We start from the raw sequence: 18,074 nt of genomic DNA, 5'->3' as shown, positions 1-18,074 counted from the left end.
ATTTTCGTCTCGCGTCCCCCCGCTGTCGAGAACGACGACGTTGGAGCTCCCCACATGATCAGTCAAGAGACCGGCCCGCCCTCCTCCCTCGACGAGGTCCGGGGGTGGTTCCCGAAGATCGACCAGCTGCTCTTCACCTGGTTCCTGGAACGCCAGGAGCGGCTCGGCCAGCGCGGCGACCTGGTGGAGCTCGGCTCCTACCTCGGCAAGAGCGCCATCCTCATGGGCCGCCACCTGCGGGACGGCGAGACCTTCACCGTCTGCGACCTGTTCGACAACGACGCCCCCGACGACTCCAACCGGGCGGAGATGCAGGGGTCCTACTCGACCCTGACCCGCCGGGCCTTCGAGTCGAACTACCGGGCCTTCCACGACCGGCTCCCGGAGATCGTCCAGGGGCCGACCTCGCTGATCCTGGACCACGTCCAGCCGGAGACCTGCCGGTTCGTGCACGTGGACGCGTCCCACCTGTACGAGCACGTCCACGCCGACATCCAGGCGGCGCACGTGCTGCTCCCCGCCGGGGGCCTCATCGTGTGCGACGACTACCGGTCCGAGCACACCCCCGGGGTCTCCGCCGCGGTGTGGGAGTCGGTCGCCACCGACGGCCTGCGCCCGATCTGCGTCACGACGCAGAAGCTCTACGGCACCTGGGGCGACGCCGACGCGGTCCAGGACGACCTCCTGGACTGGCTGGCGACGAGGGAGGACGCCTGGCACGAGATCCAGCAGGTGGCCGGGCGGCGGCTCGTCCGCGTCAAGGGCAAGGGGGCGACGCGCCCGCCGAACGAGACGGGCAGGCTCAAGGAGCGGCTCGCGCGGGCGGAGAAGCGGCTCGCCCGCGCCGAGGACAGGCTGGCCCGCGCGCGCGGCGAGCTGGAGGCCGTCCGCGGCTCGGTCAGCTTCCGGGTCGGCCGGGCCGCCACCGCGCTCCCGCGCGCCCTGCGCGGCGGCCGCGGCCGGTAGCCCGCCCTCGGCACGTCGATAGAACGCGTTCTAGTATCGGCGGCATGCGACACGGCATCGTGCTCTTCACCAGTGACCGGGGCATCACGCCCGCCGCCGCCGCGCAGGCCGCCGAGGAGAACGGGTTCCATACCTTCTACGTGCCCGAGCACACCCACATCCCGGTCCGGCGCGACGCCGCGCACCCCGGGACGGGCGACGAGACGCTGCCCGACGACCGCTACACGCGCACGCTCGACCCCTGGGTCGCGCTGGCGTCCGCGGTCACCGTCACCTCGGCGATCCGGCTCGCGACGGCCGTCGCGCTCCCGGTGGAGTCGGATCCGATCACGCTCGCCAAGACCATCGCCTCGCTCGACCACCTGTCGGGCGGCCGGGTCACGGTCGGGGCGGGGTTCGGCTGGAACACCGACGAGCTCGCCGACCACAACGTGCCGGCCGACCGGCGCCGGACGGTGCTGCGCGAGTACGTGGAGGCGATGCGGGCCCTCTGGACGCGGGAGCAGGCCTCCTACGCGGGGGAGTTCGTCTCGTTCGGGCCGTCCTGGGCGTGGCCCAAGCCCGTCCAGGCGCACGTCCCGTTGCTGATCGGCGCCGGCGGCGGCCCGAAGACCCTCGCGTGGATCGCCGCCCACGCCGACGGATGGATGACGACCCCGACCGAGCGCGACATCCTGCCCAAGGTCGCCGCCCTGCGCGCGGCGTGGGCGGACGCGGGGCGCGCCGGCCGGCCGGAGATCTGCGTCCTGGCCGCGGCGCGCCCCTCGCCCGAGGACGTCGCCGCCTGGGAGGAGGCCGGCGTCACCGAGATCATGTGGGGGCTGCCGGACCGGCCCGCCGACGAGGTCGTCGCCTTCCTCGCCCGCCACGCCGCCCGGCTCGGCCTGTGACGCGGGCCGGAGGGATGTAGTGAAAGAAGGGCCTTTAATGTACTTTGCCGGGCTCGTCCGAAATGTCAGGGAACAATGGCGCGGACCCGCCGGTCAGCGCTTTCGGCCGACCCCCGCATAGCACCATTGGCGGTCCGCGCGGGGCGGCATGGCCGTCCCCGGATCGGGGCGCCACATCGACAGGGTGGTGAGACCGGGCTCCACGAGCTCGAAACCGTCGAACAGCCGCATCACCTCCGCGCGTTCGCGCAGGGTGATCTGGTACGTGGCCCGCTCGTACACCGCGCCCGCGTGCCGGACCCTGCGGTCGGCGTCGAAGTCGCCGGTCACGTGGGACACCGTCAGGTAGCTGCCGGGGGCCATGGCCTCGCGGAGCCGCGCCACGATCCCGGGCGGGTCGTCGCCGTCGCCGATGAAGTGCAGCACGGCCAGCATCAGCACGGCGACCGGCCGGTCGAAGTCGATGAGCCTGTTGAGCTCCGGGTTCGCCAGGACCTCGCCCGGACGGCGGGCGTCGCCCTGGATGACGGTCACCTCGGGCGTCCCGGCCAGCAGCGCCCGCCCGTGGACCAGGACCACCGGCTCGATGTCGACGTAGACGACGTGGGCGTCCGGCGCGACCTGGTGGGCGATCTCGTGCACGTTGCCCTGGGTGGGCAGGCCCGAGCCGATGTCGATGAACTGCCGGATGCCGGACTCGGCGAGGAAGCGCACCGCGCGCCGCAGGAACGCGCGGTTCTGGCGCGCCATGAAGGGCGTGTCGGGAGCGTGCTTGACGACCTCGTCCACGGCCTCCCGGTCGGCGGCGTAGTTGTCCTTTCCGCCCAGAAGGTAGTCGTACATCCGCGGAACGTTCGGCGTGTGCGGATCGACGGTGTCCAGCGTCCTCTCCCCGGGTCGCGGCGTCGCGACTTCCGGCCTGGGAAATGTCGCGAAGTTACCCGGGACATGTAAGCATTGTGATCAACCCGGAAACAACCGAAACGACGATGCCGACGCGGAGGACGCGAATGCGAAGCGACGCCGGTACCCCATCGCTCATCCCCGGCCCGCCCGCCCGGGACGATGGGACGGCGGCCATCGCGGCGGCCGGCGGCCTGCACGAGTACCAGCTGAGGCTGCACGCCGAGTACGGGCCGGTGGTGCGGTTCCCGCTGCCCGGCGCCGGCCTGGCGGTGTCGGTGGCCGACCCGGTGCTGCTGGAGGCCACCGCGAAGATCGACAAGCGGCCGGAGAAGCTGTTCGAGTTCCTGGCGCCCCTCCAGGAGTCGGGCAACCTGCAGACGATCCCGGCCGACGAGCACGGCCCCTGGCGCCGGGTGATGCTGTCGGTGCTGGCGGGGCGCCCCTCCCACGAGGCGCACTTCGCCTGCTTCACCGCGCTCGCCGCCGAACTGGCCGGGCGGTGGGAGGCCCACGACGGCCCGGTCGCGCTGCAGCGGGACCTGAGCGAGCTGTCGCTGCGCATGATCTGCCAGTACGCGCTCGGCAGCGGCCTGGAGTCGCCGGACTCGGCCGCGCGGGTCGTGGCCGCGTTCGAGACCGTCCTCACCGAGTACATGGGCCAGGCCGGGGACGGGGCGGGGGACCGCGCCCAGGAGGCCCTGGCCTACCTGCGCGCCACCGTCGACCAGGTGCTGACCGCGCACCGCGAGCGCGGCGACGCGGCGCCGGCCGGACGCAGCGACCTGATCGCGGCCCTGGCCGAGGCGGGCGAGTCCCCGGCGCGGATCCGCGACACGGTCCTGATGACGATGCTCGCCGCCCACCACACCACCGGCGTCGCCATCTCCTGGACGCTGTACCTGCTGGCCCGGCACCCGGACGCCGCCGAGCGCGTCGCCGAGGAACTGGACCGCGTGCTCGGCGACCGGTCCGTCCCCGAGTACGGCGACCTCAGGCGGCTGACCTACCTGGACATGGTCCTCCGGGAGACCATGCGCCTGTACCCGCCGGGACCCTACGGCGCGCGGGAGGCCACCGAGGACCTCGTGCTCGGCGAGTACACCGTCCCGGCCGGCACGACGATCTTCTACCCGTTCTGGGCCGTGCACACGAACCCCGAGTACTGGCCCGACCCGCAGCGGTTCGACCCCGGCCGGTTCGCCCCGGAGGCGTCGGCCGGCCGCCCGCGCCTGGCCTACATCCCCTTCGGGATCGGCCCCCGCAGCTGCGAGGGCGCCGCGCTCGCGACGGTCGAGGCGCAGCTCGTCCTCGCCGTCCTCCTCAAGCGTTTCTCCTTCCGGATGGCCCCCGGCCAGACGGTCACGCCCATCGAGCGCTTCGTCCTCTGGGCCGCCGAGGACATCCACATGACGGTCGCCCCTCGCGCGTCCACCTGAGTCCGGCGGATGGTAGAAAGCCCGGATGGAGTTCTTCTGCTACCACCGTGACCGTGCCGGCTCGATCGGGCTCCGCGAGGAACTGGGGGAGCAGCACTGGTCCTACATGGACCGTTACGACAAGGAGCTGATCGCCCGGGGCCCGACGTTCGTCGGCGAGGTCCCCACGGGCAGCGTCCACATCGTCGACCTGCCCGATCCCGCCGCCGCCCGCGCGTTCGCCTTCGACGAGCCCAACTACCAGGCGGGCGCGTACCGGGACGTCATGCTGCGCCGCTGGCGCAACGCGCTCGGCCGCACGATGTGGGACTTCCCCGGCGGCCGGACGGGCGGCGACCGCTTCCTGGTCATCGGCCTGGGCGAGGGGGAGGCCGCCGACCTGGAGCTCCCGGCGGGCGACGACCTGATCGCCTACGGCCCCCTGCTCTCCGACGACGGCGAGGCCTGGCTCGGCACGATCGCCCTGCTCCGCGCCCCGGACGCGGACGCGGCCCGCGCCGTCCTGACCCAGGACCGCTACGCCGCCGTCGAGGTGCACGAGTGGGAGTTCGGCGGACGCCGCTGACGCCGCGTCCCGGGGTCAGACGTTGCGCAGGACCGAGACGACGATGCCGAGGACGGCGGCCTCGTCGCCGTCGATGACGTCGTAGGCGGGGTTGCGGGGTTCGAGCAGGACGTGGCCGTCGCGGCGGCGGTACACCTTGACGGTGGCCTCGCCGTCGATCATGGCGGCGACGATCTGGCCCGAATGGGCCTCGGGCTGCCGGCGGACCACGACGATGTCGCCGTCGCAGATCGCGGCGTCCACCATCGAGTCGCCGCGCACGCGCAGGCCGAAGACGGTGCCGCGCCCGGTGAGCTCGCGGGGCAGCAGCAGCGTGTCGTCGGCGTGCTCCTCGGCCGGGATGGGGACGCCGGCGGCGATGTCCCCGACCACGGGCACCGGCACCGGGCCGCCGCCGGACTCCCGCGACGGGCCCTCCCGCAGGAACGCCCGCACGTCGATCGGCCGGGCCACCGCGTCGCCGCGCCGCAGGAAGCCCTTGTCCTCCAGGCTCGCCAGGTGGCGCGACACCGACGACGGCGACCGCAGGCCCACGGCGTCGCCGATCTGGCGGGTGCTCGGCGCGTACCCGTACCTGACCGCCCAGTCGCGGATCATGGCCAGTATCCGCTGCTGGCGCGGCGGCAGCGCGGAGGCGTCCAGGTCTCCGAACGGGTCGAGATCACTGTAGGCGGTCACCCACGGGATTGTAGGGGCGCGGAGGCCGCGGGAGCGGCCGGGACGCGCGCGGGGGCGCCGCTCAGGCGCGCGTGGCCGCCTCCAGCGCGGCCGTCTCGAACTCGGCGGCCAGCGCCACGACGTCCTCGGGGGCGCGGGACGGGGAGCCCGCGTCGAACGGGGGCCGCGGGTCGTACTCCGTCCAGAGCTGGACGGCCTGGGCGGTCCGCGTGTCGGTGAGGAACTCCACCAGCCGCAGCGCCATGTCGATGCCGCTGGAGACGCCGGCGGCGGTCACGATGCGGGCGTCCCGCTCGACCACCACCCGCTCCTGGGCCGGGACGGCGCCGAAGAGGGGGAGTTTGTCCAGGTGCCGGTAGTGGGTGGTCGCGCGCAGCCCGTCGATCAGGCCAGCGGCGCCGAGGACGAGCGACCCGGAGCACACCGAGGTCGTCCAGCGGGTGGCGGGGTGGACCTCGCGGAGCCAGGCGGGGAGCGCCCCGTCCAGGACGTGCACGGTGCCGGGCCCGCCGGGGACGACCACCACGTCCGGGCGCGGCGCCTCGTCGAGCCCCACGGCGGTCAGCCGGAGGGCGCGGCAGTCGTCGAGCACCGGGCCGGCCCGCTCGGCCGCGAACACGACGCGCACGCCGGGGGTGAGGGCCAGCATCTGGTAGGGGCCGATGACGTCCAGGGCGGTGAAGCGGTCGTACAGCGGGATGACGACGGTGGTGTCGGGAGTGGTCATGGCGGCGGCTCAGTGGTGGTACTCGCGCCGGCGCCGGAGCAGCACGGCGAGCATCGCGACCATCATCAGCACGTGCGCGGCCGTCATGAACGCCATCCCGCTCATGACATCGGCCCACACGAGCGGGACGAGCACCGCCGGGACGTACATCGCGGCGCACATCTCCAGCGTGCAGGCCCAGCCGTGGCGGCGCAGGCGCATCCAGGCGGCCATGCCGATCGCCATGTCGGTGGCCATGAGCAGGTAGTGGGCGCCGGGATGCGCGTCGAACGCGACCGTGAGCCCGAGAAGCGCGCGAAGGCCGCCGAGGACGAGCATCCCGGCGAACATCGCGAGGACCATCTCGACGTAGTGCAGTGTGAGCCTGCGCCAAGGGGCGCGCGCCCGTGCGGGGGCCGGTGAACCCTGATCCAGGGTGGGGGACGTGGTAGCCATGACATCACTTTCGGCGCGCCGGGGCTCGGCCGCCAGCCCCGGACGAGGGCGGGTCCGAAAACTTGGGGTACCCGTCTATCGGACATAGGTGATAGGCGCCGGATCGGGCAATACCGTGGCGGTATGCACGAACTGCGGCGCGTCCTCGTGGTGGGCTACCCGGCGGCCGAACTGCTCGACATCGCCTGCGTCGTCACGGCGCTCCAGGTGGCGAACTTCCTGAACCGGCGCGGCGTCTACGAGGTCTCGCTGGCCTCGCCGGGCGGCAGGCCGATCGACACCGGGACGGGCCTGACGCTCCAGGCGCAGCGGTCGCTGGAGCGCGCCACCGGGCCGCTCGACACGCTGGTGGTGTCGGGAGGCATCGGCTACGTCGACGCGATGGAGGACAAGCGGCTGGTCGCGCACGTGCGCAGGCTCGGCCTGGAGTCCCGCCGCGTCGCGTCGGTGTGCACCGGCGCCGGGGTCCTCGCCGCGGCCGGTCTCCTGGACGGGCGGCGGGCGTCGACCCACTGGGAGCACGCCGACTTCCTGGCGCGCCGGTTCCCGGCCGTCGACTTCGACAGCGGGCCGATCTTCGTGTCCGACGGGCGGTTCTGCACGTCCGCCGGCGTGACCGCCGCCCTGGACCTCACCCTGTCGTTCATCGAGGCCGACGTCGGCCCGGATCTGGCGCGGAGCGTGTCGCGGCAGCTGGTGACGTACCTCCAGCGGCCCGGCAACCAGGCCCAGATGAGCATGTTCACGGCGCCCTCGGCCCGCCACTCGCTGGTCCAGGACGCCGTCGCGCACATCGCCGGGAACCCGGCCGCGGACCTGTCGACGGCCGCGCTGGCGGCCCGCGCGGGGGTGAGCCAGCGCCATCTGGCCCGGCTGTTCCTGGCCGAACTCGGCATGGCCCCGGGGCGGTTCGTGCGCCGCGCGCGGCGAGGCGGCGGCGCACCTGCTGACCGGCACGACGCTGACCGTCGAGACGATCGCGGCCCGCTGCGGGTTCGGCAGCGAGGAGGCGCTGCGTCAGGCGTTCCGAGGCCTGTACGGCGTCTCCCCGTCCCACTACCGCGCCACGCAGAGCACCACGCGGTGAGCCGGGAAGATCCGCCTCGGCGGGTTCGTGCGATCGAGCACCTCGAACACCAGGTCGATGTTTAGATCGAGGCCGAGGCGGTAGCGAGCGGACCGATTGCTTCGGTCGCCTCGGGAGACGAGACATGCCACTTTCAGACCAGCCGCCCCGCGACCAGGCACGCGTGCCCGAGGACCCGACCGGCGACCAGGCGGGCGCGCCTCCCTGCCACACCGCCGCCCGCTACGCCTCCTTCACCGCGGCGACCTCGCCCACACCGGCCGCCCGATCGCCGCTCACCGCGTCCGACCCCACCTGACCCGCGCCCCCGGCTCCGCGCGGCCGGGCGCCCGACACCTGCGCCGGTCTCGGCGGCAGGAGACCGGCGCCCCGGCCGTCCCGGAGCCCGTGATCACTGCTCGCTTCGCGTCGCGTCCCCGGCGGTGCCGCTCGCGCCCGTCCCGAGGTGCCGGACGCGCCGCTCGACGTCCCTGCTCGCGCCGCCGGTGTCGGGCGCCGGGTCCGACCCGAGCGTCCCGGCGGCGCGGCTCGCGCCCGTCCCCACTTCCCGGACGCGCCGCTCCACATCGGCGCGGGCCCCCTCGCCCGCCGACTCCGGCGCGCGGTCCCCGACGTCGCCGTGCCCGCCCGTCCCGAGGTGCCGGACGCGCTCCCGGACGTCGGCGCCCGCCTCGTCCCCGCCCGGCCAGGCCTCGGTTCCGAGCCTTCCCGGCCGGTCGCTCGCGCCGGTGCCGACGCGCAGGACGCGCCGCTCGACGTCCGTCCCGGCGTCCATGCCGCTGGTCTCCTCGCGCACCGCTTCCCCCCGGCCTCTCGTCCGAACACTGCTCATACCCACGCTGACCAGGCAACAAGCCCTCGCGCGCGCAAACACGGCGGTCGAGCCCGCGGACGGGGCGGGCCGTGCTGCTCTGGGCGGATCCGCCCAGAGCAGCACGGGCTGTGACCGGTGCGCGGGCGGGCGCAGAGTGAAGGGCATGAGTGAGGAACAGGCAATCCCGTTGTTCAACGAACGAGTGCGGCGCGAGCTCTACCAGCAGCGCGTCCTCGTCCTCGACGGCCCGCTGGACGACGACAACGGCACGCTGCTGGCGACGCAGCTGATGATCCTGGCGAGGGAGGACTCCTCGACCGACATCGCGCTGTGGATCCATTCCCCCGGCGGGTCGGTGCCGTCGATGCTGGCGATCCGCGACGTCATGCGGCTCATCCCGTGCGACGTGTCCACGCTGGTGCTCGGCATCGCCTACAGCGCCGGCCAGTTCCTGCTGTCGTCCGGCACCCCCGGCAAGCGCCGCGCCATGCCGCACGCCCGCGTGCTGATGCACCAGGGCTCCGCCGGGATCGGGGGCGCCGCCGTCGACATCGAGCTGCAGGCCAACGACCTGCGCCACACCCGCGACACGGTGCTCGGGCTCATCGCCGAGGACACCGGCCGGCCCCTCGATCAGGTCTTCGACGACTCGCTGCACGACCGCTGGTACACGGCGCGCGAGGCGCTCGACTACGGGTTCGTCGACGCGATCGTCAGCTCGTTCGACGAGGTCATGCCCGCCCGCCACCGCCCCGTGGGGCTCGGCGCCCCGTCCGGAGGATCCGCCCGATGAGCACCTACACGATCCCGAACGTCATCGCGCAGCACCCTCGCGGTGAACGCATCATGGACGTCTACTCGCACCTGCTGACCGAGCGGATCATCTACCTCGGCACCGCCATCGACGCGGGGGTGGCGAACGCGCTCGTCGCGCAGCTGCTGTACCTGGAGTCCGACAACCCCGAGAGCGACATCCAGCTGTACATCAACTGCGAGGGGGGAGACCCGAGCGCGATGCTCGCCGTGTACGACACGCTGCGCTACATCCGCCCGCAGGTGGCGACGACGTGCGTGGGGCAGGCCGTCGCCGTCGGCGCCGTCCTCCTCGCCGCGGGCACCCCCGGCAAACGGGCGGCGCTTCCCCACACCCGCGTCGTCCTGCACCAGCCGATGGGGCAGGGCCGCGGCGCGATCCCGGACCTCATCCTCCAGGCCGACGAGGTGGTCCGGGTGCGCGCGGACATCGAGAGCATCCTCTCCCGGCACACCGGACAGGACATCACGACCCTGCGCACCGACACCGACCGCGACCGCGTCTTCACCGCGCGGACGGCGCTGGAGTACGGCCTCCTCGACCACGTGATCGAGGAACGGCAGCCGCTGCCCGCGTAGCGGGCCCCGCTACGCGGCGAGGGCGTACGCCGCCTGGCAGGTCGGGCCGGCCGGAACCGCGGCCGGCACGGCCAGCAGGGTCGTCGCGATCGCGAGCGTCAGGTCGCCGAGCGTCACGTCCAGGGCGCCGGCGACCGCGGCGATCATCTCGCTGGACGGCTCCTTGACGCCGCGCTCCATCTCCGAGAGGTACTGCGGCGAGACCCCGGCGCGGCGGGCGGTCTCCACCAGTATCTCGCCGCGTTCGAGGCGCAGGCGCCGCAGGCACCGGCCGAGCGCGTCGCGCCACAGCGGCTCCGCCGCGGGGTCGCGGGGCGTCTCGTCGGCGGGCCTGTCGTCGGGTGGTGCGAGCGGTCGCGCGGTCTCGGCCATGCGCACATCGTAGATCGGCCGCGCCGTGGTCCCCAGGAATTCCGCCGACCGCAGAACGGCGGGGGCCTGCCATTCTGGGAGCATGCGCGTACTGGTCGTGGGAGCGGGGATCATCGGGGCCGCACTGGCGGACCGGCTCACCCGCCCGGCGTCCGGCGCCGCCGCGCGCCTGACCGTGGTCGAGGCGGAGGGGCCCGGCGCCGGGACGTCCGGCGCGAGCTACGCCTGGATCAACGCCAACGACCCCTCCGACCCGGACTACCACCGGTTCCGGACGGCGGCGATGTCCACCTGGCGTGACCTGGCGGGGGGCTTCGGCGACCCGGCCTGGTACCGGCCGTCGGGCAACCTCACGTGGGCGGCCGGGGACGCCGCGAAGGAGCGGCTGGCCGACCGGGTCGCCCGCCTCTCCGGCCTCGGCTACGCCGCCGGCCTGATCACCTCCGACCGCCTCCGCGCGCTGGAACCGCACGTCGCGGCTCCACCCGGCGCGCTCGCCGCGCACTACCCCGGCGAGGCCCACCTGCATGGAGGCCCCGCCGCGAGAGCACTGGCCCGGCGCGCCCGCGCATCCGGCGCCGACCTCGTGACGGGCCGCGCGGTCCGCCTCAACACTGACGGCGACCGCGTCACCGGCGTCCGGCTCGACGACGGCCGCGACCTGGACGCCGACCTCACGGTCTGCGCGGCGGGCCGGCACAGCCCCGCGCTGCTGGCCACCGCGGGGGTCGCGCTGCCGCTGGTCGACCCGTCCGAGCCGGGCTCTGCCGCCCCCTGCCTCGTCGCCACCACTTCTCCGGTGCACGGCGCCCTCAACGGCCTCGTCCATGCCCCCGGCCTGTCCGCCCGGCCCGCGGAGAACGGGGGACTGGTCCTGGAAGCCGACGACCTGGATGCCGGAATCGACGAGTCGGCCTCCCCGGCGCTCATCCGGGCGGTCGGCGGCGAGCTGCTCGCCCGCGCGCGTGCGCTCGTCCCCACCCTGACCGCGACCATCGCCGAGGTGCGGCGCTGCGTCCGCCCCCTGCCAGTGGACGGATACCCGCTCATCGGCTTCCAGCGCCCCGGCCTGTACACCGCCGTCACCCACAGCGGCATCACCCTCGCCCCCCACCTCGCCGCCCTGATCGCCCAAGAGATCGCCGGCAGACCGTCCCCGGCACTCGCCCCCTACCGCCCGGACCGGGCGGCCCCTCACCCGGAGCTCTAGCGGTACGGGCCAGACTTACCGTGTACGGATAGAGTGCGTCGGGAGGAAGACTGATGAGCCCACGGACCGACGCCGACGAGCTGGCCGAGCGGCCCCGCGTCCCGCTGAGCCGCAGGCGGGTCCTGCGGGCGGCCGTGCGCCTCGCCGACCGCGACGGCCTCGAATCGCTGACCATGCGCCGGCTCGCGCAGGAGGTCGGGGTCGAGGCGATGTCGCTGTACCACCACGTCGCCAACAAGGATGCGGTCCTCGACGGCGTCGTGGAGGGGGTCCTCGACGAGATCATGACGGCGGTGCGGGAGGCCGAGGCCCCGCCCCCCGAGCGGGACTGGCGGGCGGCGCTGCGCGCGCGGATCCTCGCCGCCCGGGACGTCCTGCTCCGCCACCGCTGGGCCCCGGGGCTGCTCGGAGCCCGCACCACCATGAACCCGGTCGTCATCGCGTACTACGACCAGGTCGTCGGCCTGCTCCGCGCGGGCGGCTTCTCCTTCGACCTGGCCCACCGCGCGCTGCACGTCCTCGGCAGCCGCGCCCTCGGGTTCGCTCAGGAGCTGTTCCAGCCCGGCGAGGCCCAGCCCGCCGACGCCGCCATGGCGGAGCAGATGGCCGACCGGTTCCCCAATCTCGCGGGGATGCTGGCGGACGCCGTCCACGACGATCCGGACGGCACCCTCGGCTTCTGCGACGACCAGTTCGAGTTCGAGTTCGCCCTCGACCTGATCCTCGAAGGGCTGGAGCGGCGCCGCGCCGCAGGTGCCTGACCCCGCCCGCCCGCGATCGCACCGACACCCCTTGACTGCCTTACGGCGTACGACTACCTTACGGCGTATGAGAACCTTACGGCGTACGACGCCCGACACGCCCCCGGGGGAGACCGCCATGAAGGCCTGGACCTGGGACCGCTACGGCCCGCCCGACGTGCTGGCCCTCAAGGACGTCGACGAGCCCCGCATCGCCCCCGGCGAGGTGCTCGTCCGGGTGCGGGCGGCGTCCGTCAACCCCTACGACTGGCGGCACATGCGGGCCGACCCGAAGCTGGTGCGGCTCAGCTGCGGCCTGCGGCGCCCGAGGCCGGGCCTCGTCCTCGGGGCCGACCTCGCCGGGGTCGTGGCGCGGACGGGCGACGCGGTGACCGGGCTGCGGCCCGGCGACGAGGTCTTCGGAGAGGTCCGCCTCGGCTCGTTCGCCGAGGCCGTCGCCGTCCCCGAGGACCGGCTGGCCGTCAAGCCCGCCCGCCTCAGCTTCGAGCAGGCGGCGTCGGTGTCGATGGCCGCGCACACCGCGCTGCAGGGGCTGCGGGACGCGGGGAGGATCGCCGCCGGGCAGCGGGTCCTCGTCAACGGCGCCTCCGGCGGCATCGGGACGTTCGCCGTCCAGCTCGCCAAGGCGTTCGGAGCCGAGGTCACCGGCGTGTGCAGCACCCGCAACCTCGAACTGGTCCGCTCCCTGGGCGCGGACCACGTCGTGGACTACACCCGCGAGGACTTCACGGAGCGGAAGGGACGGTACGACCTGCTCCTGGACATCGTGGGCGACCGGCCGCTCGCCGGACTGCGGCGCTGCCTGACGTCCCGCGGCACGCTGGTGATCGTGGGCGGCATCGCCTCGCCGCGCGGCGGGCTGCTCGGCCCCGCGGGGCAGATCATCCGCGGCGCGCTGGCCTCTCCCTTCGTCAGCCAGCGCATCGACCACGTCGGCTGGAGACCCAACGCCGAGGACCTGCGGTTCCTGGCCGACCTGATGGAACGGGAGCAGGTCACGCCCGTCATCGACCGCACCTATCCGTTCGCCGAACTCCCCGACGCCCTCCGCTACATCGAGCGCGGCCACGCCCGGGGCAAGGTCGCCATCGCCCTCTGACCGGCGCGGGGGTCAGGCCATCGCGATGGCGGCGATCCCGGCCAGCACCACGACCGAGCCCGCGAGGCGGCGGACGGCGTTCGCCTCGCCCAGGACCCGCCACGCGGCCAGTCCGCCGAGCACGATGCTCAGCTCGCGGGCGGGAGCGACCAGGCTGACCGGCGCGATCCGGAGCGCGAACAGCACGAGCAGGTACGCCACCGGCGACAGCAGGCCGATGGTCAGCACTTCGCGCCGGTGGTCGCGCCACAGCCCGGCGACCCGCGCCCTGTCCCGCAACGCGAACGGGGCGAGGAGCAGGCTCTGGGCGAGCGCGCCGGAGCCGAAGTAGACCAGGGGCGGCACGGCCAGCCCCGTGACCGAGTGCGCGTCCCACAGCGTGTAGCCCGCGATCACGACCCCGGTCAGCACCCCGTAGAGGACGCCCGCGCGGCGCCGCGCCGGCGAGGCACCGCCCTCCGCCGGGGCGCCGCCGCTGACGACCAGGACCCCCGCGACCACCAGGAGCGCCCCGGCCAGCCCCGGCAGGCCGGGGTCCTCGCCGAGGAAGAGCACCGCCACCAGCACCGACAGCAGCGGCCCGGTCCCCCTGGCCAGGGGATAGACGACCGACAGGTCGCCGACGGCGTATCCGCGTTGCAGCACGATCCCGTACGCCACGTGCAGGATCGCGGTCACCAGTGCCGCAAGCAGCCATGTCCATTGCGGACGCCGGGGATCCAGCACCAGGAAGACCACCGCCGCCGGGGCGAACACAACGGCCGAGACGGAGTAGTAGAGGAAGACGAACGGCGCCCCTCCGTCGCCGACCCGCTTGGCGGAGAAGTTCCAGAACGCGTGCACCACGGCGGCGACCAGAACGAGCGAGAGGGCCCAGCCGTTCACGAGAAGACCTTCCCCTGGAGTGCGGTGTCCGGTTGTGGACGCCGGGCGGGATCTTCCGACCTCCCCGTGGCTACATTGAACATGAATCTCACTCAAATTTCGTGATTCGTGGGGCCGCGGGGCGCGCAGGCGGCTTCCGGGACGAGGGTTGGCTGATGGGCAGACGGTTTCTCGGCAGGCTCTGGTTGATCGTCGTCACCGCGTCCGGGCTGGTGCTCGGTCTGATGGCGAGCGCGGACGCGCACATCGAGCGTCCCTCGTACTGGCCGCTGCCCGGCCCGGACTGCTCGGTCAGCCCGTGCGCGGGCGGCGCGGTTCCCAAGGCGAGGAGCCTCGCCTCGTCGGTCGCGACGGCCAAGGGCAGCACGACCCGCGTGGTGTGCCGTCCCGACTCGCTCAAGCGGCTGGAGGCCTCGATCAAGCGGGCGCGGAAGTCGGGCTACGACATCCGGCCGCACGACCACCGGCGGTTCAGCGCCGCGGAGGCGCGGGAGCTCACACGGATCAACCGGGCGCTGGCGTCGCGCTGCGGGTACAGCGAGATCCAGCCCGCGGTGACCGACTCGGGCAACAACGACCGGGTCGTGGTCCTGCCGGGCGTCTACACCGAGCCCACCTCGCGCGCGAAGCCCACCCACGACAAGGCGTGCGACCCGTACAAGCTGAGCACGGGGGCCTACTCCTACCTCGGCGAGTACAAGTGCCAGAACGACGCCAACCTCATCGCCGTGCTGGGCCGTTCGCCCGGTTCCGGCAAGGACCCGGACCCGCCGCTGGTCGACCGGCACGGCATCCCCAACCGGGGCGCGTGCGTGCGCTGCAACCTCCAGCTCGAAGGGTCCGGCGTCAGCGCGGACGACGTGGTCGTGGAGGCCGGCGACCCCTCGTCGGGCAACGGCGGCCCGCGCCGCTCGGCGAAGGACGTCGGCATCCGCGCCGACCGCGCCGACGGCTTCGTCCTGCGGAACGTGACCGTCCGGCACGCCAACGAGCACGACATCTACGTCCTGGAGAGCAACGGCTACCTGCTCGACCGCTTCAAGACCTTCTACGCGGGCGAGTACGGCGTGCTCACCTTCGTCGAGGACCACGGCGTGATGCAGAACTGCGAGGCGGCGGGCAACGGCGACTCCGGGCTCTATCCGGGGTCCGGCGCCAAGACCTCAGCGGGCCGCGACCCGAGGTTCTATCCGACGGCGCGCTACAGCCAGGAGATCCGCTACTGCGACTCCCACCACAACGCCAGCGGCTACTCCGGCACGGACGGCAGCGGCACCTGGCTGCACCACAACAACTTCTACGGCAACGCCCTCGGCTTCACGACCGACGTGTTCACCGCGGCGGGGCACCCCGGCTTCCCGCAGCAGGGCGACCTGATCGAGAAGAACGACTTCTACTCCAACAACTTCAACCCCTACCTGCCCGGCAGTGACGTGGTGCCGTCGGTGCCGGTCCCCGTCGGCACCGGAATGTGGATCGCGGGCGGCGACGACAACGTCGTCCGCGACAACCGGTTCCGCGACAACAGGAGGCGCGGCGCGATGCTGTTCGCCGTCCCGGACGCCTTCGTCTGCGGGCCCGGGAACGGCCCCATCACCGGCTGCGACCCGCTGAAGCTGTCCACGTCCCACCGCAACTCGTTCCACGGCAACGCGATGTCCGGCAACGGCGTGGACTTCTGGTGGGACGCGTTCCCCGGCAACGTGGGCAACTGCTGGTACTCCAACGGCAACGCGACCGGCTCCCCGAAGAACCTGCCCGACTGCCTGAACGGCAAGGTGCCCTGGCTGAGCATCGGGCTCGGCAACCTCGAGAACGAGGCCGAACTGTTCGTCTGCATGTCCGACCTGAAGCCGGGCGGCCCGTGCCCCTGGTTCAAGTCCCCGGCCGCCGCGAAGGCGGCGCCCGCCGGCGACCATGGCCACGGCGTGACGGGGGAGCTCAACGACGCGCTGCTCGCGGCGGTGACCTGCGGCTCCTGGCACGACATGAGCGCCGACCAGCGCGACCACATGCTGACCAGGATGCAGGTGTTCATGGGCGGCCAGATCGACCATCCCGGCGCGCGCGGCACGACCCTCGGCAACAGGAAGGCGACCAGCGTCCTCGACAACGCCTGCGGCCTGCCCTTCGCCGGCGAGTTCAAGCTGTACAAGCTCTACGCCCGCGCGGCGGCTTTCACCCCGCAACTGCAACGCTGAACAAATACGTCGACCACCGCGGCGCCCTCTGGAAAGGTGTGGAACGACCCCGCACCGAAGGAACTCCCATGCCCCGCGCCGTCACACTGATCCGCTCCGCGTCCCTGTCGTCCGTCGCCGAGTACGCCTACGCGGCGACCGCGCCGGCGGAGGCCAGGCTGATCTTCCTGGCCGGGGCGTGCCCGCTGAACGAGGACGGCTCCACCGCCGCGGTCGGAGACTACGCGGGCCAGGCGGCCAAGGCCCTGGAGAACCTGCGGACCGCCCTGGCGGACGCCGGCGCGTCCTTGCACGACGTCATCAGCACCCGCGTGCTCGTCGCCTCCCAGCGGCAGCAGGACCTGGTGAAGGCCTGGGAAGTGGTCCGGGACGCGTTCGGCGACCACGACGTCCCGAGCACGCTGATGGGCGTCACCGTCCTCGGCTACGCCGATCAGCTGGTGGAGATCGAGGCCGTGGCGGCAGTGCTCGACGCCTGACGTCGCAGGAAGTCACAGATCAGGGCGGCCCACTCGTCGGGTTGTTCAAGAAAGGGAAGGTGCCCGGTCGCGATCTCGGCGTAGTGCGCGCCGGGGATGCCGTCGGCGAGCTGCCGGTGATGCGGCGGTGTGACGAGCTGGTCGAGCGTGGTGGAGATGACGAGGGTCGGCACGGCAAGCCCGGGGAGGTCGCCCCGCACGTCGACGCCCGAGATGATCAGTTCCACATGCTCTGGTGTGCCAGGCGGGACGGTCGACGCACCCGTCGTGACGGCGGCGGCGAGCTCGTCTTCATCGAGGGCGTCCACGACCGGGGCGCTGAGCCCGATCAGTGACAGCAGACCGGCCAGCTCCTCCAGCGCTCCCCGGCGGAGCATGTCCCGCCACAACCGGGCCGCCAGCAGGAACCGAGGGTTGGGGGCGGCGAACCCCGCGGTGAGGATCAGGGCGGTCACGCGGTCAGGGTGCCGAGCGGCGGCCCGGACAGCAACGGGGGCGCCCAGTGAGAACCCGGACACCGCGAAGGTCTCCAGCCCCTCCTCGACGGCAGCACCGACCAATGCGTCGGCCAGCCCGTCCAAGGTGAGCGGAGCACCGCTCCGAGGCGTCCGCCCACTCCCGGGGAAGTCCGGCCCGACAACGGTGTGCTCCGCGGCCAGTACTTCCATGACGGCCCCGTAGTTAGCGTCGATCCCTCCACCGGCCCCATGGGCAAGCAGCAACCCGGGCCCATCCCCGAGCACCACGCGCCCAAGACCAGAAACAGGCAGTGTCTCTTTCGTCATGGCCGGAACGCTAAGACCTCACACCAATGTGAAAGTCAACAAGCTGAGCCCACCCGCCACCACCCCACGACTCCACAAGCCAGAGACACGAGCCACCGAAGCTTGTAGACACCGACGAAGGCGAGCAAAGCTCGCCGAGCAGACGCCACCTCGTGGGTTCCGAACATCTGTCGAGAACCCCAACTAGGGCGGCCAGAGACGAGGCGGCCCAGTAGGAACCCCAGCCACGTGAGCCCGAAGGAAGCGCGAGAAAGCTAAGCCCGCACGCAGGGGGCGTGGGGGACGGAGTCCCCCACATCGGGGGTCCGGGGGTCGCCCCCCGGGAAGCATTGCGGGCCCTCGGGACAGCGCAAAGCGCCGACCCCGACAGCCCGACGCGGGGGTGT

General features: G+C 73.0%; 21 protein-coding genes and 1 pseudogene. 14 read left to right on the top strand and 8 right to left on the bottom strand.

The features are described 5' to 3' along the window. Positions 1-54 precede the first annotated feature (54 nt). Together AB0C84_RS36870 and AB0C84_RS36865 are read left to right on the top strand one after the other, a co-directional pair. Entirely contained in the window at positions 55-966 is a 912-nt protein-coding gene (locus AB0C84_RS36870; RefSeq protein WP_258943172.1) for a class I SAM-dependent methyltransferase, read from the top strand. A 44-nt stretch (positions 967-1,010) separates the two neighbouring features. Next, positions 1,011-1,856, top strand: a complete 846-nt coding sequence (locus AB0C84_RS36865; protein ID WP_361075269.1) for an LLM class F420-dependent oxidoreductase — start codon at positions 1,011-1,013, stop codon at positions 1,854-1,856. Between the two features lie 93 nt (positions 1,857-1,949). Here the strand turns inward: AB0C84_RS36865 and AB0C84_RS36860 are convergent, their stop codons facing one another. Further along, positions 1,950-2,738: an SAM-dependent methyltransferase gene (locus AB0C84_RS36860; protein WP_281382439.1), complete on the bottom strand. Its 789-nt coding sequence runs from the start codon at positions 2,736-2,738 to the stop codon at positions 1,950-1,952. A 128-nt stretch (positions 2,739-2,866) separates the two neighbouring features. Here AB0C84_RS36860 and AB0C84_RS36855 point away from each other — a divergent pair, with 128 nt between their 5' ends. Both AB0C84_RS36855 and AB0C84_RS36850 read left to right on the top strand, forming a co-directional pair. Then, positions 2,867-4,198, top strand: coding sequence for a cytochrome P450 (locus AB0C84_RS36855; protein ID WP_361075267.1), 1,332 nt, complete (start codon positions 2,867-2,869; stop codon positions 4,196-4,198). Between the two features lie 25 nt (positions 4,199-4,223). Next, positions 4,224-4,763 (top strand): YciI family protein, encoded by a 540-nt coding sequence (locus tag AB0C84_RS36850; RefSeq protein ID WP_361075265.1) that lies wholly within the window; start codon positions 4,224-4,226, stop codon positions 4,761-4,763. 15 nt (positions 4,764-4,778) lie between these two features. Here AB0C84_RS36850 and lexA read toward each other — a convergent pair whose 3' ends face one another. The 3 genes from lexA to AB0C84_RS36835 all read right to left on the bottom strand — a co-directional run bounded on the left by lexA (position 4,779) and on the right by AB0C84_RS36835 (position 6,603). Continuing rightward, positions 4,779-5,441, bottom strand: a complete 663-nt coding sequence (gene lexA, locus AB0C84_RS36845) for a transcriptional repressor LexA (RefSeq protein WP_361075263.1) — start codon at positions 5,439-5,441, stop codon at positions 4,779-4,781. 61 nt (positions 5,442-5,502) lie between these two features. Beyond that, positions 5,503-6,168 (bottom strand): DJ-1/PfpI family protein, encoded by a 666-nt coding sequence (locus AB0C84_RS36840; protein WP_361075261.1) that lies wholly within the window; start codon positions 6,166-6,168, stop codon positions 5,503-5,505. Between the two features lie 9 nt (positions 6,169-6,177). Next, a complete protein-coding gene (locus AB0C84_RS36835; protein WP_246396249.1) occupies positions 6,178-6,603 on the bottom strand; it encodes an LPXTG cell wall anchor domain-containing protein in 426 nt (141 codons plus the stop codon). Between the two features lie 123 nt (positions 6,604-6,726). Between AB0C84_RS36835 and AB0C84_RS36830 the strand changes: the two are divergent. From AB0C84_RS36830 to AB0C84_RS36820, 3 genes and pseudogenes are all read left to right on the top strand, one after another. Next, positions 6,727-7,194: pseudogene (locus AB0C84_RS36830) on the top strand (DJ-1/PfpI family protein); the annotation flags it as partial. A gap of 271 nt (positions 7,195-7,465) precedes the next feature. Continuing rightward, positions 7,466-7,690: a helix-turn-helix domain-containing protein gene (locus tag AB0C84_RS36825; protein ID WP_361075318.1), complete on the top strand. Its 225-nt coding sequence runs from the start codon at positions 7,466-7,468 to the stop codon at positions 7,688-7,690. A 124-nt stretch (positions 7,691-7,814) separates the two neighbouring features. Further along, a complete protein-coding gene (locus tag AB0C84_RS36820) occupies positions 7,815-7,988 on the top strand; it encodes a hypothetical protein (RefSeq protein WP_361075259.1) in 174 nt (57 codons plus the stop codon). Between the two features lie 93 nt (positions 7,989-8,081). Here AB0C84_RS36820 and AB0C84_RS36815 read toward each other — a convergent pair whose 3' ends face one another. Continuing rightward, positions 8,082-8,486 carry a hypothetical protein gene (locus tag AB0C84_RS36815; RefSeq protein WP_361075257.1) on the bottom strand — a complete coding sequence of 135 codons (405 nt, stop codon included), beginning with the start codon at positions 8,484-8,486 and terminating at the stop codon, positions 8,082-8,084. A 181-nt stretch (positions 8,487-8,667) separates the two neighbouring features. Here AB0C84_RS36815 and AB0C84_RS36810 point away from each other — a divergent pair, with 181 nt between their 5' ends. Both AB0C84_RS36810 and AB0C84_RS36805 read left to right on the top strand, forming a co-directional pair. Next, the gene (locus AB0C84_RS36810) at positions 8,668-9,297 is read left to right on the top strand and encodes an ATP-dependent Clp protease proteolytic subunit (protein WP_361075255.1); all 630 of its coding nucleotides are present in this window, start codon (positions 8,668-8,670) and stop codon (positions 9,295-9,297) included. After that, positions 9,294-9,896: an ATP-dependent Clp protease proteolytic subunit gene (locus AB0C84_RS36805; protein ID WP_258943182.1), complete on the top strand. Its 603-nt coding sequence runs from the start codon at positions 9,294-9,296 to the stop codon at positions 9,894-9,896. Before AB0C84_RS36810 ends, AB0C84_RS36805 begins: the two co-directional genes overlap by 4 nt. 9 nt (positions 9,897-9,905) lie before the next feature. Here the strand turns inward: AB0C84_RS36805 and AB0C84_RS36800 are convergent, their stop codons facing one another. After that, complete coding sequence (locus AB0C84_RS36800) at positions 9,906-10,268, bottom strand: helix-turn-helix transcriptional regulator (protein WP_361075253.1); 363 nt, start codon at positions 10,266-10,268, stop codon at positions 9,906-9,908. Positions 10,269-10,350: 82 nt separating this feature from the next. Between AB0C84_RS36800 and AB0C84_RS36795 the strand changes: the two genes are divergently transcribed. The 3 genes from AB0C84_RS36795 to AB0C84_RS36785 all read left to right on the top strand — a co-directional run bounded on the left by AB0C84_RS36795 (position 10,351) and on the right by AB0C84_RS36785 (position 13,338). Then, complete coding sequence (locus AB0C84_RS36795; RefSeq protein WP_361075251.1) at positions 10,351-11,478, top strand: FAD-dependent oxidoreductase; 1,128 nt, start codon at positions 10,351-10,353, stop codon at positions 11,476-11,478. Positions 11,479-11,531: 53 nt separating this feature from the next. After that, on the top strand, positions 11,532-12,239 hold the full coding sequence (locus tag AB0C84_RS36790) for a TetR/AcrR family transcriptional regulator C-terminal domain-containing protein (RefSeq protein WP_361075249.1): 708 nt from the start codon (positions 11,532-11,534) through the stop codon (positions 12,237-12,239). Positions 12,240-12,357: 118 nt separating this feature from the next. Next, entirely contained in the window at positions 12,358-13,338 is a 981-nt protein-coding gene (locus AB0C84_RS36785; RefSeq protein WP_361075247.1) for an NAD(P)-dependent alcohol dehydrogenase, read from the top strand. A gap of 12 nt (positions 13,339-13,350) precedes the next feature. Here the strand turns inward: AB0C84_RS36785 and AB0C84_RS36780 are convergent, their stop codons facing one another. Further along, positions 13,351-14,223, bottom strand: a complete 873-nt coding sequence (locus AB0C84_RS36780; RefSeq protein ID WP_361075245.1) for a DMT family transporter — start codon at positions 14,221-14,223, stop codon at positions 13,351-13,353. Between the two features lie 155 nt (positions 14,224-14,378). On the opposite strand from AB0C84_RS36780, the gene AB0C84_RS36775 reads away from it, so the two are divergent. Together AB0C84_RS36775 and AB0C84_RS36770 are read left to right on the top strand one after the other, a co-directional pair. Next, positions 14,379-16,424: a right-handed parallel beta-helix repeat-containing protein gene (locus tag AB0C84_RS36775; RefSeq protein WP_361075243.1), complete on the top strand. Its 2,046-nt coding sequence runs from the start codon at positions 14,379-14,381 to the stop codon at positions 16,422-16,424. Between the two features lie 68 nt (positions 16,425-16,492). Beyond that, positions 16,493-16,903, top strand: coding sequence for a Rid family hydrolase (locus AB0C84_RS36770; protein WP_361075241.1), 411 nt, complete (start codon positions 16,493-16,495; stop codon positions 16,901-16,903). Here AB0C84_RS36770 and AB0C84_RS36765 read toward each other — a convergent pair. Then, positions 16,858-17,688: an alpha/beta fold hydrolase gene (locus AB0C84_RS36765; RefSeq protein WP_361075239.1), complete on the bottom strand. Its 831-nt coding sequence runs from the start codon at positions 17,686-17,688 to the stop codon at positions 16,858-16,860. The two genes, AB0C84_RS36770 and AB0C84_RS36765, sit on opposite strands and share 46 nt — an antisense overlap. Positions 17,689-18,074 lie beyond the last annotated feature (386 nt).

The organism is Actinomadura sp. NPDC048955 (assembly GCF_040649435.1).
Classification (GTDB): Bacteria; Actinomycetota; Actinomycetes; order Streptosporangiales; family Streptosporangiaceae; genus Spirillospora; species Spirillospora luteofluorescens.
Note: the sequence above shows the minus strand (reverse complement) of the source record. Positions and strands in the feature narration are given on the sequence as shown.

Excerpts from the sequence above, each read along its gene's own strand:
- AB0C84_RS36820 (WP_361075259.1), top strand. The coding sequence starts at position 7,815 with ATGCCACTTTCAGACCAGCCGCCCCGCGACCAGGCACGCGTGCCCGAG.
- AB0C84_RS36850 (WP_361075265.1), top strand. The coding sequence starts at position 4,224 with ATGGAGTTCTTCTGCTACCACCGTGACCGTGCCGGCTCGATCGGGCTC.
- AB0C84_RS36790 (WP_361075249.1), top strand. The coding sequence starts at position 11,532 with ATGAGCCCACGGACCGACGCCGACGAGCTGGCCGAGCGGCCCCGCGTC.
- AB0C84_RS36840 (WP_361075261.1), bottom strand. The coding sequence starts at position 6,168 with ATGACCACTCCCGACACCACCGTCGTCATCCCGCTGTACGACCGCTTC.
- AB0C84_RS36765 (WP_361075239.1), bottom strand. The coding sequence starts at position 17,688 with ATGACGAAAGAGACACTGCCTGTTTCTGGTCTTGGGCGCGTGGTGCTC.
- AB0C84_RS36855 (WP_361075267.1), top strand. The coding sequence starts at position 2,867 with ATGCGAAGCGACGCCGGTACCCCATCGCTCATCCCCGGCCCGCCCGCC.
- AB0C84_RS36785 (WP_361075247.1), top strand. The coding sequence starts at position 12,358 with ATGAAGGCCTGGACCTGGGACCGCTACGGCCCGCCCGACGTGCTGGCC.
- AB0C84_RS36865 (WP_361075269.1), top strand. The coding sequence starts at position 1,011 with ATGCGACACGGCATCGTGCTCTTCACCAGTGACCGGGGCATCACGCCC.
- AB0C84_RS36775 (WP_361075243.1), top strand. The coding sequence starts at position 14,379 with ATGGGCAGACGGTTTCTCGGCAGGCTCTGGTTGATCGTCGTCACCGCG.
- AB0C84_RS36795 (WP_361075251.1), top strand. The coding sequence starts at position 10,351 with ATGCGCGTACTGGTCGTGGGAGCGGGGATCATCGGGGCCGCACTGGCG.
- AB0C84_RS36870 (WP_258943172.1), top strand. The coding sequence starts at position 55 with ATGATCAGTCAAGAGACCGGCCCGCCCTCCTCCCTCGACGAGGTCCGG.
- AB0C84_RS36800 (WP_361075253.1), bottom strand. The coding sequence starts at position 10,268 with ATGGCCGAGACCGCGCGACCGCTCGCACCACCCGACGACAGGCCCGCC.
- AB0C84_RS36805 (WP_258943182.1), top strand. The coding sequence starts at position 9,294 with ATGAGCACCTACACGATCCCGAACGTCATCGCGCAGCACCCTCGCGGT.
- AB0C84_RS36835 (WP_246396249.1), bottom strand. The coding sequence starts at position 6,603 with ATGGCTACCACGTCCCCCACCCTGGATCAGGGTTCACCGGCCCCCGCA.
- AB0C84_RS36810 (WP_361075255.1), top strand. The coding sequence starts at position 8,668 with ATGAGTGAGGAACAGGCAATCCCGTTGTTCAACGAACGAGTGCGGCGC.
- AB0C84_RS36770 (WP_361075241.1), top strand. The coding sequence starts at position 16,493 with ATGCCCCGCGCCGTCACACTGATCCGCTCCGCGTCCCTGTCGTCCGTC.